15 protein-coding genes are annotated in these 16,642 nt (G+C 70.6%); 8 read left to right on the forward strand and 7 right to left on the reverse strand.

Annotation, left to right across the window (positions count from 1 at the left end; all coding sequences use genetic code 11):
• Positions 1-120 precede the first annotated feature (120 nt).
• Complete coding sequence (locus tag ID574_RS04325) at positions 121-690, forward strand: SDR family NAD(P)-dependent oxidoreductase (RefSeq protein ID WP_188187421.1); 570 nt, start codon at positions 121-123, stop codon at positions 688-690.
• Here ID574_RS04325 and ID574_RS04330 read toward each other — a convergent pair.
• Positions 665-1,063, reverse strand: a complete 399-nt coding sequence (locus tag ID574_RS04330) for an ACT domain-containing protein (protein WP_188187422.1) — start codon at positions 1,061-1,063, stop codon at positions 665-667. The genes ID574_RS04325 and ID574_RS04330 overlap by 26 nt on opposite strands.
• Positions 1,064-1,113: 50 nt before the next feature.
• Complete coding sequence (locus ID574_RS04335) at positions 1,114-1,998, reverse strand: MerR family transcriptional regulator (RefSeq protein WP_188187423.1); 885 nt, start codon at positions 1,996-1,998, stop codon at positions 1,114-1,116.
• Between the two features lie 38 nt (positions 1,999-2,036).
• Here ID574_RS04335 and rplK point away from each other — a divergent pair, with 38 nt between their 5' ends.
• The 3 genes from rplK (at position 2,037) to ID574_RS04350 (ending at position 4,440) form a co-directional block, all read left to right on the forward strand.
• Complete coding sequence (gene rplK, locus ID574_RS04340; protein WP_188187424.1) at positions 2,037-2,465, forward strand: 50S ribosomal protein L11; 429 nt, start codon at positions 2,037-2,039, stop codon at positions 2,463-2,465.
• Positions 2,466-2,547: 82 nt separating this feature from the next.
• Positions 2,548-3,690: a 2,5-dihydroxypyridine 5,6-dioxygenase NicX family protein gene (locus ID574_RS04345; protein WP_188187425.1), complete on the forward strand. Its 1,143-nt coding sequence runs from the start codon at positions 2,548-2,550 to the stop codon at positions 3,688-3,690.
• Positions 3,691-3,759: 69 nt separating this feature from the next.
• Positions 3,760-4,440 (forward strand): TetR/AcrR family transcriptional regulator, encoded by a 681-nt coding sequence (locus tag ID574_RS04350; RefSeq protein ID WP_188187426.1) that lies wholly within the window; start codon positions 3,760-3,762, stop codon positions 4,438-4,440.
• 287 nt (positions 4,441-4,727) lie between these two features.
• Here ID574_RS04350 and ID574_RS04355 read toward each other — a convergent pair whose 3' ends face one another.
• A complete protein-coding gene (locus ID574_RS04355; RefSeq protein ID WP_188187427.1) occupies positions 4,728-5,786 on the reverse strand; it encodes a LacI family DNA-binding transcriptional regulator in 1,059 nt (352 codons plus the stop codon).
• A 179-nt stretch (positions 5,787-5,965) separates the two neighbouring features.
• Between ID574_RS04355 and ID574_RS04360 the strand changes: the two genes are divergently transcribed.
• Positions 5,966-7,177 (forward strand): ABC transporter ATP-binding protein, encoded by a 1,212-nt coding sequence (locus ID574_RS04360; protein WP_188187428.1) that lies wholly within the window; start codon positions 5,966-5,968, stop codon positions 7,175-7,177.
• A 511-nt stretch (positions 7,178-7,688) separates the two neighbouring features.
• Here the strand turns inward: ID574_RS04360 and ID574_RS04365 are convergent.
• A complete protein-coding gene (locus tag ID574_RS04365) occupies positions 7,689-8,438 on the reverse strand; it encodes an SDR family NAD(P)-dependent oxidoreductase (RefSeq protein ID WP_188187429.1) in 750 nt (249 codons plus the stop codon).
• Positions 8,439-8,553: 115 nt separating this feature from the next.
• Between ID574_RS04365 and ID574_RS04370 the strand changes: the two genes are divergently transcribed.
• A complete protein-coding gene (locus ID574_RS04370; protein WP_188187430.1) occupies positions 8,554-9,747 on the forward strand; it encodes a PQQ-dependent sugar dehydrogenase in 1,194 nt (397 codons plus the stop codon).
• Here the strand turns inward: ID574_RS04370 and ID574_RS04375 are convergent.
• Positions 9,707-10,042, reverse strand: a complete 336-nt coding sequence (locus tag ID574_RS04375) for a carboxymuconolactone decarboxylase family protein (RefSeq protein WP_188187431.1) — start codon at positions 10,040-10,042, stop codon at positions 9,707-9,709. The two genes, ID574_RS04370 and ID574_RS04375, sit on opposite strands and share 41 nt — an antisense overlap.
• Positions 10,043-10,286: 244 nt before the next feature.
• Between ID574_RS04375 and ID574_RS04380 the strand changes: the two genes are divergently transcribed.
• Positions 10,287-10,964: an LptM family lipoprotein gene (locus ID574_RS04380; protein ID WP_188187432.1), complete on the forward strand. Its 678-nt coding sequence runs from the start codon at positions 10,287-10,289 to the stop codon at positions 10,962-10,964.
• Between the two features lie 10 nt (positions 10,965-10,974).
• On the forward strand, positions 10,975-13,938 hold the full coding sequence (locus ID574_RS04385) for an AAA family ATPase (RefSeq protein ID WP_223166356.1): 2,964 nt from the start codon (positions 10,975-10,977) through the stop codon (positions 13,936-13,938).
• A 21-nt stretch (positions 13,939-13,959) separates the two neighbouring features.
• On the opposite strand, the gene ID574_RS04390 is transcribed toward ID574_RS04385, so the two are convergent.
• Together ID574_RS04390 and ID574_RS04395 are read right to left on the reverse strand one after the other, a co-directional pair.
• On the reverse strand, positions 13,960-15,135 hold the full coding sequence (locus ID574_RS04390) for a TerC family protein (RefSeq protein ID WP_188188284.1): 1,176 nt from the start codon (positions 15,133-15,135) through the stop codon (positions 13,960-13,962).
• Entirely contained in the window at positions 15,135-16,583 is a 1,449-nt protein-coding gene (locus ID574_RS04395) for an LLM class flavin-dependent oxidoreductase (protein ID WP_188187433.1), read from the reverse strand. The genes ID574_RS04390 and ID574_RS04395 overlap by 1 nt, the downstream gene beginning before the upstream one ends.
• Positions 16,584-16,642: the final 59 nt, after the last annotated feature.

Here is a 16,642-nt window from a genome sequence, read left to right on the forward strand (position 1 = left end):
AGAGCCGGCACCCGTGGGAATCCCCGAAGACCGGCGACTTCGCCGATGCGGCCGGAGCGGCGGCGCGCCTAGCGTCCTAGCGGCAACGTGTGGGCGCGAACCCGCGAAGGTGAGGTCGTCATGGAGCACGCGCCGTTGAGCGGTCGCACCGTCCTCGTCATCGGCGCCGACGCCGCGGTGTCGTGCGCGCTGACCCGGGCCGGCGCCTGCGTCGTCCTCGCCGCCCGCGACGGCCCCTCACTCGCGGCACTGGCCGAGGAGCTCGGCTCGGCCGGAGGCCAGGCGGTCGCCGTTCGCGCGGACGTCACCGACCCGGTGTCGGTGCGGCGGCTGGTCGAGCAGACGCTCGGCGCGTTCGGCCGGCTCGACGCCGCGGTCAACGTCGCCGAGGCGTCCGCGGCGATGACGTACGAGATCGCGGCGATGCGGCGGGCCGGCGGCGGCCGCATCGTCAACGTCGCCGGCCCGGGATGTGCGGTGATCGAGCTGACGCGCGCGGCCGCGCTGGAGGCGGCCGGCTCCGGTGTCCGGATCAACGCCGTGGCCGCCGCGCCGCGGGCCGGTGCGCAGCAGGTCGCCGACGCCGTGGTGTGGCTGTGCTCGGACGGGGCCTGGCTCGTCACCGGTGAGACGTTGCACGTCGAGGCGACCCTCTGGAGGCCCTTCATGGCCCCGCGCCCAGCCCCCTGAGCAGGCGGACCGCCTCCTCCGCCCGCTCGTGCGGGACGAAGAGGTGGTCGTGGTAGTAGGCCGAGACCGCGTTGCAGCTGATGCCCGCCTCCGCGAGGGCCCCCGCGATGGCGGCCATCATGCCCACCGCCTCCAGCGACGAGTGAACGCGCAACGTGATCCACGCGCTCGGGAACACACCGGGCAATCCGGCCCGGTCGGCCTGATCGCGCGAGAGGACGAGCGTCGAGCCCTCGGCTTCCTGGAAGACGAGCACCGGGTCCACCCCCGCGGGCGGAGTCCGATCGGGCAGCGTGACGAAGACGTACACGCCTTCGTGCAGGACCGGATCAAGCCCGGCCAGCAACCGGCCGAGATCGGTCTCCCCGCTCATGCCCGCGTCCGATGATGGCGAAGATCCACCCGACCGGGTATATCACGCCATCAGGACCGAGCTCGCAGCGCCTGTTCGAGCCACTGGTACGGAGCCGCGTGGGCCGCCGAAGCGGACTCCGTTCCGCGGACGATCGCCACGAGCTCCCAGAACCGCTCGGCCCGCCGGTCGTGCTCGTCGAACCCGCGCAGCATCTCCTCCCCGGTCTGTCCCGTCAGCTTCAGGACGCGTTCGACGACAGGAGCGGCCTCCGGAGAGCCGGGGGCGATGCCGGCTGCGAGGGCGGCCCTCAGCTCCTCGACCATCGCGGCGGTGGTCTTCCGCCAGGCGTCGTGGTCGCGCGGCCGAGCCCAGTAGTCCTCGCTCATCCTGCGCAGGCTCGCCTGGAAGTCGTCGTCGGCCAGCAGGTCGGCGAGCTCCAGCCAGGCGTCGAGCTGCGCGGTCGTGGGCTCTTCCGGCAGGTCGGGCAGCATGCACTCCCGCATGCCCGCCAGCCACTCGCGCCGGGCCGGGACGTCCCCGCCCACCCCGTCGATGAACGTGTCGAGCAGGCCGGCCATCTCGGCTGCGCCCACGCGGCCGAGCGCGTGCAGCCGGCGCAGGTCTTCCTCGGCCGGGTCGTCCTTGTCGAGGGTGGCGCGCAGGACGGCCCGGGTCCGCTGGAGCGCGCCGATCTGCGTCTCGACCACCTTCAGGTGCAGGGCCAGGACGTCCTTGAGCCTGCGGTGCCCGAGTGAGCGGATCGTCGCCAGGTCGAGGCCGATCTCGCGCAGCGTGCGCACCAGCTCCAGGTGGGCCCGGTGCTGCTCGGTGTAGCGGCGGTAGCCCGCCGGGGTGCGGTCGGGGGCGGGCAGCACGCCCTCGTCCGAGTAGAAGCGGATCGTCTTGACCGGCAACCCGGTGAGCGCGGCCAGCTGCCCGATCGAATAATGCACTTGAGTCTCCAGTTACGGGAGACTTTAGCGTACCGCGCATGGCTAAGAACAAGGTGACCAGGTCCGTCACGCTGCACCTCGGCGCCGGGGAGGCGAGCCCGGCGAACGTCGGCAAGGACCTCGGCCCGCTCGGCATCAACCTCATGGAGTTCTGCAAGCAGTACAACGCGCTCAGCGCGAACCTGCGCGGGCACGTCGTCCCCGCCGTCGTCACGGTTTATGAGGACAGGTCCTTCGACGTACGGGTCAAGCAGCCGACCACGGCGTCCCTCATCCGCAGGGTCGCGGGGCTGAACGGCGGGAGCCCCCGGCCGGGGCACCAGAGCGCCGGCGTGGTGACCATGGCGCAGCTCAGGGAGGTGGCGGAGGTCAAGCTCGCCGACCTCAACACCGCGGACCTGGACCAGGCCGTCAAGATCGTCGCCGGTACGGCCAGGTCCATGGGGCTGACCATCGACGGAAAGTGATGAGACGGGCACGTTATGCGTTTTCCCCCTTCGGGTATCGATCTAGCGCACGTTGGCCTGACGTCCCGCAGGGAGCACCCACATGACGATCAACCCGTACGCAGGATCGCCCTTCAGTTACGTGGCCGAGCCGGCCGCGGCGCCGTACTCGATCGTCGAGTTGATGCCCGGGGTCCGCAACCTGTGCGAATACGTGGGGCTGCAACCGGGTGAGCGGGTGCTGCTGCTCATGGAGCACACCGTTGATCCGGTCGTCGTCCAGGCGATCGCGGCGGCGGCCGCGTACCGGGACGCCGACGTGCGCATCCTGTCGGTGCCGCCGTTCAGTCCCGGAGGATGGGACAGGGAGGCGCCGCTCGGCATCGAGACGGCGGCCTTCCGCGAGGCGGACGTCGTGATCAGCGGCACCTGGTGGGGCGAGGTCCACACGGCGCCGCTCTTCTTCGACCAGATCAAGTCGCGCTCCTCGCGGTGGCTGTCCCTGCACATGACCGCCACCGCCGGAGCGCTGCTGACCGGCGGACGCCTGCCCGCCGACGTCTTCTACGCGCTCCTGCGGCGGACGTTGGGGCAGCTGTCCGAGGCCCGGTCGATCCGGGTGACGTCCGAGCGCGGGACGGACGTGACGTTCTCGGGGCCGGCGTTCGACCCCGACCCCGGGGCGATGCGGCCGGGGGACTGGCGGCCCTTCCCGTACGGGGGCGCCAACTTCTGGCCGGTCAACACGGAGGGCGTCCTCGTCATCGAGGACAGCACGGTCACCGGCGTGCCCGAGGAGCCGCTGCGCATCACCCTCGAGGACAACCTGGTCCGCAAGATCGAGGGCGGGGTCGCGGCCGAGCAGTTGCGGCGCTACGCGCCCGGCGGCTACTACATGCGGCACGGCCTGATCGGGCTGAACCCGAAGGTGCGGGTGGCCGGCGGGACACAGTTCGAGCGGGAGAAGCACGCGGGAGCCTTCTACTGCGGCATCGACGGGCTGACCGACGGCGTGGCGGTCAAGACGGGGCCGGGCTTCGCGCACTGCGACTGCCAGGTCGACCGGCCGACCGTCGTGGTGGACGGGGAGCTGTTCATCGAGCGCGGGCGGCTGCTGATCCTCGACGAGCCGGAGATCCGCGAGGTCGCCGCGCGGTTCGGGCCGCCGGACGTGATCCTCGACGACAATCCGGTCATGATCCTTCCCCGCCGGTACACCGGGGCGTCGGCGGCCGGCCACGCATAGCGACCGACCGGTAGGTAGGGCTGCTACGCTGGGGAGCCACCCACAGCCGCCACCACCGGAGGGAAGGCGTTGAGCCGAGACGAGCCCGGCGACACCAGGTCGCGGATCATCGCGACGGCGCGGGAGTTGTTCACCACGCAGACCTACCGCGCCGCGTCCATGCGGGACATCGCCGAACGCGTCGGCATCACCAAGCCCTCCCTCTACCACCACTTCCGCAGCAAGAGCGAGATCCTGGCGAGCCTCGTGGGGCCGCCGGTCGAGCAGTTGGACGCGGCCGTCCGGGCGGCGGCGGCCGCGCCCACGCACGGCGAGGCCCGCCGGCAGGTGCTCGGCGGCTGCCTGGACGTCATGCTGGCCCACCGCGCGACCATGGTCCTGCTGCTGCGCGACGCCTCCGTCTACGGGGACGAGACGACCGAGGTCATGTCCCGGGTGGTCGATGTCGTGGAGAGCGCCGTCGAGCTGCTGGCCGGGCCGGACCCGGACTGGCGGGCGCGGGTCCGGGCCGCGCAGGCGTTCGCCGCGGTCACCGACCCGGTGGGGCTCGGAGGCCTGCCGGACGTGCCCGAGGACGAACTCCGCGCCGAGCTCCTGCGCGGCGCGGGCGCGATCCTCGGCCTCGACACAGCTGAACCGGGCCCCCTTCGTCCCGGTTCCCCCACGGCCCCACCCGGCCCCGTTCATTCGGGTACGGCCACGGCCCCACCCGCCGAGGGCACCGCCGACCACGGCCTGCCCCTTCCCTGAACACCCGCCCTTCTTGCTTCCGCGCTCCGCCGCAACGGGTCGAGCAGGTGCGCGGTCGACATCGCACGAGAGCGGCGATGGGCAGAACCCGCAACGCGGGCGCAGCAGGCGGGCCGCCTTCTCCCTGCTCGCCGCCTCTGCTCAGGCTGAACCCGAGCGATGGCGTCGCGGCGGGCACGGTGCCGGCGAGTACGGGCGGCGACAGGTGCCGATCGGCGGCGTGCGCGGCGGGGCGGGTCTGTGGTGCGGGCGGGGGTCCGTGGGAGGCGGGTCGTCGGGGTGTGGGGTCAGCGGTGGGGGCCGCAGCTGCCGCGGATGATCAATTCCGTGGGGAGGACCACGCTGCGCGGCCTGCGGCCACCGGCGCGCAGCACCAGCTCCGCCGCGCGATACCCCATGTCCCGGCCCGGCTGGGCGATCACCGTCAGCGGCGGGGAGCACAGCTCGGCCCACGGCACGTCGTCGTACATCACCAGCGACACATCCTGCGGCACCCGCAGATCCAGCTCCCTTGCCGCCAGCACGGCCGCCTCCCCGAGCACGTTCCCCCCGGCCACCACGGCCGACAGGTCCGGACGGCTCTGGAAGAGACCAGAGGCGGCGGCGTAGGCGGAGTCGCGGCTGCCGGTCCCGAACACCACCAGCTCCTCGTCCACGGGCGCCCCCACCGCCTCCCTGAAGGCCGCCTCCCGCCGGTCGTGGCCGGGCCCGCCGAGGAAGGCGATGCGCTTGTGGCCGAGGCCCCGCAGATAGCGGACCGCCGTACGGATGCCGGCCCGGTCGTCGGCCACCACGGACGGCGCGTCCAGCGGACGGGCTCGGGGGGCAGGGGCGAGGCCGTCCAGGAGCATGAGGTCGCCGACGGCGGCCGCGCCCGGGTCCTCCAGAACCGCCTGGGAGGGGAGGCGGTCGGCGAAGACCACGGTCATGCCCGCGCGGATCGCCGGGGCCCAGGTGTCGGAGTCGCCCGTGGGGACGGCGATGAGGCGGTCCACGCTCTGCTCCAGCAGCATGCCGATCAGCTCGGACTCCTGCTCCGGGTCGTCGCCCGTGGAGCCGAGCACGACCGGCTCGCCCGCCGAGCGGGCGCAGGCCAGCACCCCCTCGGCGAGCTGGCCGTAGAAGGTGTCGGTCAGGTCGGGGACGAGCAGGCCCATGCCGCCGGTGCGGCGCTGGCGCAGGTTGCGGCCCAGCGCGCTGGGACGGTAGTCGAGCTGCGCCGCGACGGCCAGGACGCGCTCCCGGGTCTCCGGGCTGGCCGAGCCGCCCGAGAGCACTCTGGACACGGTCGCGACGCCCACGCCGGCCGCCTCGGCCACATCCTTGATCGTCGCCCGCTTCTCCATGGAAACGATTCCATCATGGTTTCCGAAACGGGGGAAGCCCGGCCGGGCGACAAAGGCTGGTCACACCGTAACCCTTGACACACTTGTCCGTTTCTTGGTGAGATGCTTGAAAACGTATCCACGTGAGTGGGACACGGTAACAACGTCCGGGCCACAGCCCTGGAGCGCGAAGGAATGTCATGGCATCCATCGTTCTGACGAACGTCGACAAGGTCTACGCCGGTGGCGTAAAGGCCGTGAACGGGCTCAACCTTGAGATCAAGGATGGCGAGTTCATGGTGCTGGTCGGTCCCTCCGGTTGCGGTAAGTCGACCGCGCTCCGGATGATCGCGGGTCTGGAGGACATCAGCGGCGGCGAGATCGCGATCGGCGAGAAGGTCGTCAACCACCTTCCGCCGAAGGACCGCGACATCGCGATGGTCTTCCAGAACTACGCGCTCTACCCGCACATGACGGTCGAGGAGAACCTCGCCTTCGGCCTCAAGCTCCGCAAGATGCCCAAGGCGGAGATCCAGAAGCGCGTCAACGACGCCGCCAAGATGCTCGGCCTGGAGCAGTACCTCAAGCGCAAGCCGGCCGCCCTGTCCGGTGGTCAGCGGCAGCGTGTCGCCATGGGCCGCGCCATCGTGCGTGAGCCGCAGGCCTTCCTCATGGACGAGCCGCTGTCCAACCTCGACGCCAAGCTGCGTGTCTCCATGCGCGCCTCGCTCAACACGCTGCACGAGCGCCTCGGCGTCACCACCGTGTACGTCACCCACGACCAGGTCGAGGCCATGACCCTCGGCGACCGCGTCTGCGTGCTGCGCGACGGCCTGCTCCAGCAGGTCGACACCCCGCAGAACCTGTTCGACAAGCCGGTCAACCTGTTCGTGGCGGGCTTCATGGGCTCGCCGTCGATGAACTTCGTCACCGCCGAGCTGGTCCGCGACGGCGGCGCCGCGGTCACCTTCGCCGGCTACAAGCTGCCGATCCCCGACTCGACCTTCACCGACAAGCCGGGCCTCGACCAGTACATCGGCAAGAAGATCATCCTCGGCATCCGCCCGTCCGACTTCGAGGACGCCAGCTCCGCGGGCAACCACGCCAACGGCTGGGCCACGCTGCCGGTCAAGGCGGAGGTCACCGAGGAGCTGGGCTCCGAGATCAACGTCCTGTTCCTCATCGACGCCCCGCCGGTCGAGCACAAGGACACCGTCGCCGCCGCCGACACGGGTGACGAGGAAGAGGCCACGCTGCCGCTGACCGGCGACAAGTCCCTCTGGACGGCCCGCGTCAACGCCCGCAGCCACGTCCGCCCGGGTCAGAGCATCGACCTGGTCGTCGACACGCACAACATGCACTTCTTCGACCCGGCCTCCGGTCTGGCGATCGGCCACGAGGCCAACCGCTGATCATCCGGCCTCAGGCCCCTCGTGCCCGGTCGTGAGCCACGCTCACGACCGCCGGGCCCCCACCGCGACCCCCTCCCGCGGTGGGGGCCCGTTCCATTCCAGCCGCGGAGGGCGGCCGGCGGTTGATCCACCCGTGCCATCCCGCCCCATCGCATGGCCTCCGCAGCCGATCGTGCTCATGACGATCGTGCCCATGACGAGGCCCGCCTCGACACCGCGCACGCTTGCGCCGGCACGCGACACCGGGCGCGCCTGTGACGTGGCATCACAGGTGCCGGTGCCCGCCGCCGACCGGGCTTCCGACGTGGCACCGGCACCGGTGCGGTGAGGGGCCGGGTGCGCCTCTGCCCGCGCGTCGGGAGCCGGGTGCGCCTCTGCCTGCGCGACGAGGGCCGGGTGCCCTGGGGCGGCGCGTCTGGTCGGCGGCGTCTCCGTACGCCGCTCGGCGCATTCGCGCGAGCGCCGATCGAGGTCGCGGACAGGAGGCTGAGCGCGGATCCGGTGCGGTGGGTCAGCGGCCGAGACGGCCCGACACGAGGCTCTGGAGGTTGCGCGGGACCAGCCTGCCGAGCGCCACGATGGCCTTGTAGCGCACGTCCGGCACCGACACCCGCTTGCCCAGCGCCAGGTCGCGAAGCGCCTCCCGCACCACGTCGTCGGCCTTCAGCCACAGGAACCCGGGAATGCCGGAGGTGTCCATGGAGGCCCGCTGGTGGAACTCGGTCCGCACGAACCCCGGGCACAACGCCATGATCTTGATGCGCGGGTTGCCGACCTCGGCCGCGGCCGACTCGCTGAAGTTCACCACCCATGCCTTGGTCGCGCTGTAAGTGCCACGCGTGAAGAACGCCGCCACGGAAGCCACGTTGACGATCGCGCCCCGGTCACGCTCGCGCATCCCGGGCAGCGCGGCCAGCGTCAGCCTGAGCACGGCCTCGCAGTGCACCTTGAGCATGCGCACCTCGTCCGCGACCGGCACGTCGGGGAATCGGCCCGGGTGGCCGAATCCGGCGTTGTTCACCAGCAGGTCGACCCCGTCGCGGATCCTGGACTCGACCTTGGCGATCCCGTCGTCGGTCGCGAGGTCGGCGGGCAGCACCTCGACGCTCACGCCGTACCTGAGCTTGAGCTGGTCGGCGGCCTCGGCGAGCCTGCTCTCGTCCCGCGACACCAGGACGAGCGAGTACGCCTCGGCGGCCAGGCGCCGGGCGAAGGCGGCGCCGATACCGGCGGTGGCACCGGTGATCAATGCGGTTGGCATGCATCGACCCTACCGATGAGAAACCTGCTCATCAGACTGCCGGCCCACCGTCCTGCCGGGCCAAGACGGTACCGGCAGGACAATTCGCAGATTTCTCATCGGTACTCGTGGCAGGATGATCGGCGTGCGCCTCGTCGTGGCTGTGCTTCTTGTCCTCGTGGCCGTCACCGCCTGCACGGGCTGGCAGCCGCCCGAGTCGCCGCCGTCCGCCGGGACGCTCACTCCCCGTGCGGAGACGACGACCGCCACCTCGCCACCGCCCACCGAGACCACCGCCAGTCCTGAGCCGGCCCCGGCCGAGCGCGGCGAGCTGAGGTTCCGGAGGATCGGCGACTTCGACCAGCCGGTGGCGTTCGCCGTGCGCAAGGGCGACGACCGGCTCTACATCGCCGAGCAGACCGGCCGGCTGCGCACCGACGACGGCGAGACGGTGATCGACCTGTCCGGCGAGGTGAGCACCGGCAACGAGCAGGGCCTGCTGGGCGTGGCGTTCCATCCGACCGGCCGGTGGGTCTACCTCGACTGGACCGACGCCCGCGGCCACACCCACGTCACCGAGTGGGCCTACGACGGCTCCAGGGCGACCGGCCGGCGCGACGTGCTCACCCAGGACCAGCCGTACGCCAACCACAACGGCGGCCAGCTCGCCTTCGGCCCCGACGGCTACCTCTACATCGCGCTCGGCGACGGCGGCAGCGCGGGCGACCCCCAGGGCAACGGCCAGGACCTCGGCACGCTGCTCGGCAAGATCCTGCGCATCGACCCGCGCGGCAAGCGGCCGTACGCGGTGCCGGAGGACAACCCGTTCGTCGGCAAGGAGGGCGCCAAGCCCGAGATCTGGGCCTACGGCCTGCGCAACCCCTGGCGGTTCACCTTCGACCGCGAGACCGGCGACCTGTGGATCGGCGACGTCGGGCAGAACGCGTGGGAGGAGGTCGACTACCAGCCCGCGGGCTCGGAGGGCGGCGAGAACTACGGGTGGAACCTGCGCGAGGGCGACAAGCCCTTCCGCGGCGGGAAGGGCCGCGAGCTGGTCGACCCGGTGATCGTCTACCCGCTCAAAGAGGGCGGCAACTGCTCAGTGATCGCCGGGCACGTCTACCGCGGCGAGAAGATCCCCTGGCTGCGGGGGCACTTCCTGTACGGGGACTTCTGCGCCGGCTGGGTCAAGGCCGCGCCCGTCGACGAGCTGGACCAGGCCGCCGAGGTCGGCGAGGTGGCGCAGCTGTCGTCGTTCGGCGAGGGCCACGACGGCGAGCTCTATGCCCTCAGCCTGCGGGGTCCGCTCTACCGGATCGAGCCCGCCTGACCCGCTCGATCAGGTTCTCCACCTGGTCGTTCAGCCTCGCCCCCCGCGCCCAGCCCGCGTAGTGCGACAGGAAGACGACGACCTCGCGCAGCTCGGTCTCCGTGAGGTCGCCGCCGCGCAGGGCGGCGTCGAGCTGGACGTCCGTCTGCTCGTCGAGGCCCTGGCCGACGAGCAGGCCGAGCAGGAGCAGCCGCCGCTCCCTGACCGACAGGACCGTTCGCGACCAGACGTCGGCGAACTGGCGCTCGGCCATGACGCCGAAGGAGTCGACGGTCTCCATTGCGGGTTCAGTCATCGCGCGCTCCGGGTGTCGGAAGGGATCCTCATATCTTTCGCTACTTCCTGAGTTGCACCAATGGGGGTTGCATGAACGTTGTAGCGGCCGGAGCGCCGCAGGTGGACACGGCTTCTCGATCTGTAACAAGTCGAGCCAATGTATGAGCAAGATTTGGTCAAGATTTCTCACCGTGCATCGGGCTCATTCTGCCTGAAAGCGGGCACAACAACTCCGTTGGTCCGTAAAGCGGAGGTAGGCCCTGGTGAAAAAGACACGGGCTTGGATCGCGCTCAGCATCGCGATCTTCATGCTGTCTGCGTGCGGGCAGCCGGAGTTCACCTACGTCCGTGACCGGGCCGGCACCACGTACTTCAAGGTGCCGTCCTCGTTCACACAGCTCGACACGAAGGCCATCGAGGGATACCTGTCCGGCGACCACCCCAACTCGCAGGCGGCGCAGCTGCGGGCCCAGCGGGTCTGGTCGACGGCCTTCGACCAGTCCACGGAACCGTCGGTCAACCACATGCTCGGCTCGGCGGATCCCTTCGTCTACGCGACCGTGCACCAGCTCACCGAGGAGCAGCGGGACAGAATCTCGCTCGACCTGCTGCGTGACTTCATCCTGCCCGTCACCACGCAGACACGGGAGGCGTACACGCAACAGTCGGTGGCGATGGGTCAGCCGCCGACCTTCCGTAACTTCGAGCTCCTCAATGACGAGGTTCTGACCCTGGACAACGGCGCCCGTGGGGTCCGGGTCCGCTTCAACTACCAGATCGGCAACGACGTCCAGACCTTCGACCACACCGCCCTCCTCGACGAGAAGGGCTCGACGGTCTCCGTCATGCTCATGGGCTGCCAGTCGATCTGCTTCAGGAAGCGCGCCGGCGAGTTCGACAAGATCGCGAGTTCGTTCAAGCTGCTCCGGCTGCCTGGATGAGGGAGCACCATTGACCACGACCATTCCCCATGAAGGGCTGCGTGCCCCCGGCAGCGGGCCCTCCGACCCCGACTCCGTGACCAGGAAGAAGATGCAGTTCTGGGATCGGAGCAAGTTCCTCATCGCCCTCGTGGCGGCCTACTTCATCCTGACGTGGAAGGTGATGGCCGACTACGAGGGCATCGTTCCCTTCCCCGAGGCCGCGCGGGTCATCGCGCTGGAGTACCAGTGGATCTTCTGGCTCATCGGCGTGGAGGTCGTCCGCCAGCTGCACTTCCTCATCAGTGAGCGCTGGTCGGCCTACCACCGCTTCTGGAGCCAGAAGGTCTTCGGCGGCTTCGACCGCTGGACGCATCGCCGCTTCGACGACTGGACGAGATACCGCCTCTCGCGGGCCCTCAAGATCACGTTCTTCGTGGTGCTGACCGCCCTGGTGCTGGGGGCGGTGCTGGACGTGAGCCCGTTCCAGGCGCTGTTCCAGGTGCCGGCGCTGATCTGGCAGGCGCTGCCGTTCTTCCTTCAGATCGTCTTCCTCTTCTTCTTCATCATCATCCAGTTCGTCGGCCTGTTCTGGTTCCTGTCCAGGGGTGGCGTCGAGACGTACTTCCCCGACGACATCAAGACCCGCTTCAACGACGTGTGGGGACAGGACCACGTGGTCGAGCGCGTCCGGGAGAACATCGTCTTCCTGGAGAAGCCCGACGAGATCGAGAAGCGCGGCGGGTACGTCCCCAGCGGCCTGCTGCTGTGGGGGCCCCCGGGCACCGGCAAGACGCTGATGGCCGAGGCCGTGGCCGGCGAGACCGGCAAGCCGTACGTGTTCGTGGATCCGGGCGCGTTCACGAACATGTTCATGGGCATCGGCATCCTCAAGGTGAAGTCGCTGTTCAGGAAGCTGCGCAAGCTCGCGCTCCGGTACGGCGGCGTGATCGTCTTCTTCGACGAGGCCGACTCGCTCGGCAAGCGCGGCCGGCTGGCCCAGCAGGGCCCGAACGTGCCGGGTGGCGGCTTCTCGGGACTGTCCGGGCACAACGGCTGCCACGGGCTCAACTACCTGTCCGAGGAGACCCGCCAGGTGCTGGCCTTCCGCGCCCGGCGCGAGGAGCCGGAGCAGCCGCGCAACCGCTTCTTCATGGGCGGCGGCATGGCGGGCAGCGGCGACCCCGGCACGCTGCAGGCGCTGCTCACCGAGCTGTCCGGGCTCAAGAAGCCGCGCGGGTTCTTCAACCGGCTCGTCAGGCGGCTGCTCGGCATGCGGCCCAAGCCGCCGCCCAAATACCGCATCCTCGTCATGATGGCCACGAACCGGCCGGATGCGCTGGACGAGGCGCTGCTGCGGCCGGGCCGCATCGACCGCATCTACAAGGTCGGCTACCCGTCCAAGGCCGGGCGGGTGCGCACCTACCAGGGCTACTTCGACAAGGTCGACCACGAGCTCACCGCCGAGCAGATCGACAAGCTCGCCACCATCACCCCGTACGCCACCGGCGCCACGATCAAGGACCTGGTCAACGAGTCGCTGATCACCGCCATCCGGGACGGGCGCGAGATCATCACCTGGTCGGACGTGCTGCGCGCCAAGCGGCTCAAGCAGCTCGGCCCGCCCGAGGACGTCGAGTACATCGAGCGCGAGCGGCACGCCGTGGCCGTGCACGAGGCCTGCCACGCCGTCGTGGCATACGTGACCCGCTTCCACCTCGAGATCGACATCGCCACCATCGAGAAGGGCGCCGACTACCTGGGCATGGTCGCCTCGATCAAGCCTGAGGACCAGTTCACCCGGTGGAAGTCGGAGCACGAGGCCGACATCATGGTCTCGCTTGCGTCGCTGGCCGGGGAGCGGATGTTCTTCGGCGAGGACAACTCCTCCGGCGTGTCCGGCGACCTGTTCTCGGCGACGTACCTCACCGCGATGATGGAGTCGTACTGGGGCATGGGCTCCGGCGTCACCTCGCTGCCCGCGCTGCAGGAGCTGGAGATCATGGGGGGCAAGGCCATGCGCAAGCGCACCCCCGGCGGCGGCTCCATCGGCATCACCGAGCGCGAGCCGGCCAAGCGCGAACCCGACCTCACCCCCGACGTGCTGGGGGAGCGGATCGAGTTCAACCTGGTGCGGCTGCTGGAGAAGACCGAGCAGCTGCTGCAGGAGCACCGCAGGGAGGTGCTCTGCGTGGCGCACGCGCTGGAGACGCACAAGACGCTCAACGGCGACGACGTGGTGGCGGTCATCCGGCGGGAGCCCGGGCCGCTCATCGACGGCACGATCTACGCCTCCGACGAGCTGTACCAGGAGCTGGAGGACTACCACAGGGACGCGGCCAGGGCGCACAAGGAGCACAGCCGCATCGAGCGCGAGCTGCCCGGGGCGGTGGAGGAGGAGGCCGTGCCCGCGGCCGCCTTCAGCACTCCCGCCGCCAAGGTCGTCCAGCCGGGGTCGCCGGTGCTGATCGAGCCGCCGCCCGCGCCGGTGATCACGCCGTCGGCCGCGGCCGTGACGCCGGCCGGCGAGGTGTCCGATCGGCCCGAGTTCGTGCCGTGGGCGCCCAGCACGGCCCCGGCGCCCCCGCCGGTGCCCGTCATGGTGGAGCCGGCGGCCGCGCCTCCGCCCCCGCGGCGGCGGGGCGTGGGGAAGCTGTGGCTGGTCAGCGCCAGCCTGCTCGTGCTGGTCACGTTGTCGATCATCGCGGCGCTGGCCGTGACGGGCGCGGGCGGTGCCGGCGCCACCGCGGCGGCCGCCGGCATGGTGGCCTCGCCGGGGCTGCTGCTCCTGCTGTTCGTGGTGATCGTCGCAGTGATCGTGGGCGCCGGCCTGGCGCTGGTCGCGATCAAGGGGGTACGCGCGGCGCAGGCCAAGGCCGAACGCGAGCGCGACGAGGCCCACGCCCGGGCCCAGCTCCTGGCCGCGGCGATGGACCCGGACACCGCCATGCGGCTGCTCGGCTACGACGGCAACGGGCGCGACGGCCGCACCTGACGCGGCGCGCGACCGGGGCTCTCAGCAGCCCCGGTCGTGCTCCTCGTGGACCCTGCGCAGCAGGGCCATCAGCTTCTCCTCCTCGCGGATCCGCCGGCGGTATTTCTCCGGCAGCCTCCGGAGCTCCTGCTCCGCCGCGCACACCTTCCCGAACAGCTCCTCGCGCAGCTCCGGGTCGTGCTCGACCTCGAGGTACTCCTGGGCGTGCCGGCGCGCGGCCGACACGTAGTTCTGCGCCCTGCCCTTCGCGCTGGTCAGCGAGGCGATCACGGTCACCACCAGCACGCCGACGATGACCGACAGGGACAGGCCCGTGCTGATCTCGGTGACCGGCACGGGCTCGCCGTCGTTGATGAACGGCACGTTGTTCTCGTGCAGCGCGTGCAGGACCAGCTTGACCCCGATGAAGCCGAGGATGACGGCCAGGCCGTAGGCCAGGTAGATCAGCCGGTCGAGCAGGTCGTCGATGAGGAAGTACAGCTGCCGCAGGCCCAGCAGGGAGAAGGCGGTCGCGGTGAAGACCAGGTAGACGTTCTGGGTGAGGCCGAAGATGGCCGGGATCGAGTCGAGGGCGAACATGATGTCGGTCCCGCCGATGGCGACCATGACGAGCAGCATCGGCGTCATGACCCGCTTGCCGTCCTGGACGGTGAAGAGCTTGTCGCCGTCGTAGGTGTCGGTGGCCGGCAGGAGCCGGCGGGCCAGGCGGACCATGATGTTGTCCGGCTCGTGGCTCTCCTCGCTCTCGGGCTTGATCAGGTGGCCCGCGGTGATCAGCAGGATGAGGCCGAACACGTAGAACACCCAGGCGAAGGAGTTGATCAGCGCCGCGCCGAGCGCGATGAACCCGCTCCTGGCCAGCAGCGCGAAGACGATCCCGAACAGCAGCGCCTTCTGCTGGTCGGCCCGCGGCACCTTGAAGCTCGACATGATGACGAGGAACACGAAGAGGTTGTCGACCGACAGCGCCTTCTCCGTGAGGTAGCCGGCGAAATACTCCGTCCCCGGATCGGGACCGCCGAAGATCCACACGCCGGCGCCGAACACCAGGGCGATGCCGACGTACAGGGCCGACCACACCGACGCCTCGCGCAGCGTGGGGGCGTGCGCCCGGCGTACGTGGAACACGAAGTCGAACAGCAGCAGGGCGACGATCCCGATGATCGTCACCCACCACACCAGCGGGGGAACCTCCATCACGCACGCACCCCGAGCCGCCCGATCGGCTCCATCAGTTCTTCCTCCTCATAGGCGAAGTGGGACGACAGCGCGGCCGCCAGCCGGTCCGCCCGAGCCCTCACCAGGCCGAGCCTGGCCGGGTTGCGCAGCAACTGCACGCACGCCTCGTCGAGGCGGGCCAGCAGCTCGGCGATCACCTCGTGCTCCTGCTCCAGCTTCTTGATCACCGGTGCCAGCGTGGACTCGGCCTCCAGGACCGCCGGGAACGTGGTCTCGTCCTCGATCGTATGGTGCACGGTCAGCAACCTGCGGAACGTCGCGCAGTACGTGCCGAGCGTCCAGTGGTTCTGCCGCGTGGACAACCCGTCGATCGTCTCCTGCGGCTCGGCGACCTGCTCGATCGCGTCCTGGACCTGCCGCATCTCCTGCCGGTAACCGTCGTGCACCTCGACCAGGCGGCGGCCCAGCCGCCGCTGCTCCGGCGTGAGCGCGGCCGGGTCGTGCTTGGGCGCGCGCGGCCGGGCCGCCTCGTCCAGGTCGGTGAGGACGACCGGCCGCTCGGCCGGCTCCGGCTCCGGCACCGGCCGCCCCCGCTCCTTGGCCACGGCCTCGCGCACGGCCGGCGCCACTTCTTCGGCGAACGTCCGCAGGTCCCGCTCCGCCTCCAGCCCCGGCGCCAGCACGAACCCCGTCATGCCGACGCCGAGCGCGAGCTCCGTGAGCTGCTCGGCCCACAGCGCCGAGGGCCCGTCGAGGAACCCGGGCCCGGGCAGCGGCGCGAACGTGCCCCCGATGTTGTAGACCTTGCGGATCTCCGCCGGGTCGCGCCCGGCGTCCTCGGCCGCCGCGTCGAGCACCTTGGCCTGCGCGGCCACCTTCTCGGGAGGGCTGTAGAAGGACGAGCACAGCCACCCGTCGCCCATCCGCCCCGTCAGCTCCAGCATCCTGCGTTTGATCGCCCCGATCCAGATGCCGATCGGATGCGCGGGGAACGGCCCGGGCCGCGTCCCGCCGAGCCGGTAGTGGTTGCCCTCGAACACGACGGGTTCGCCCGGCGTCCACAGCGCCCGCAGCACCGTGACGGCCTCGGCCAGTGCCTCGATCGACTCGGCCGGGGACAGCCGGCGCCCGCCCATCGCCGCGATGGCGTCCCAGAACGCGCCCGCCCCCAGGCCAAGCTCCACGCGCCCGTCGCTGAGCAGGTCGAGCGAGGCGGCGGCCCTGGCCAGCACGGCGGGCGGCCGCAGCGGCAGGTTGGCCACGTCGGGGACCAGCCGGATCCGCTCCGTACGCCCCGCGATCGCGGACAGCAGCGTCCAGGTGTCCAGGAATCCCGCCTGATAGGGATGGTCCTGGATGCCGATCAGGTCGAGACCGAGCCGGTCGGCCAAGGTGACCTGGCGCAAGAGCCGGTCACGCCCCTCGGCCTCGGGTGACAGGAACGCGCCGAACCACAGATCGTGCATGACTAATCCCCCTGAGTAAATGGTCGCATGGCCGGGCGAACCCGATATGTCTGACCCGC

The sequence above is a fragment of the Nonomuraea sp. SYSU D8015 genome (genome assembly GCF_008065375.1).
GTDB lineage: Bacteria > Actinomycetota > Actinomycetes > Streptosporangiales > Streptosporangiaceae > Nonomuraea.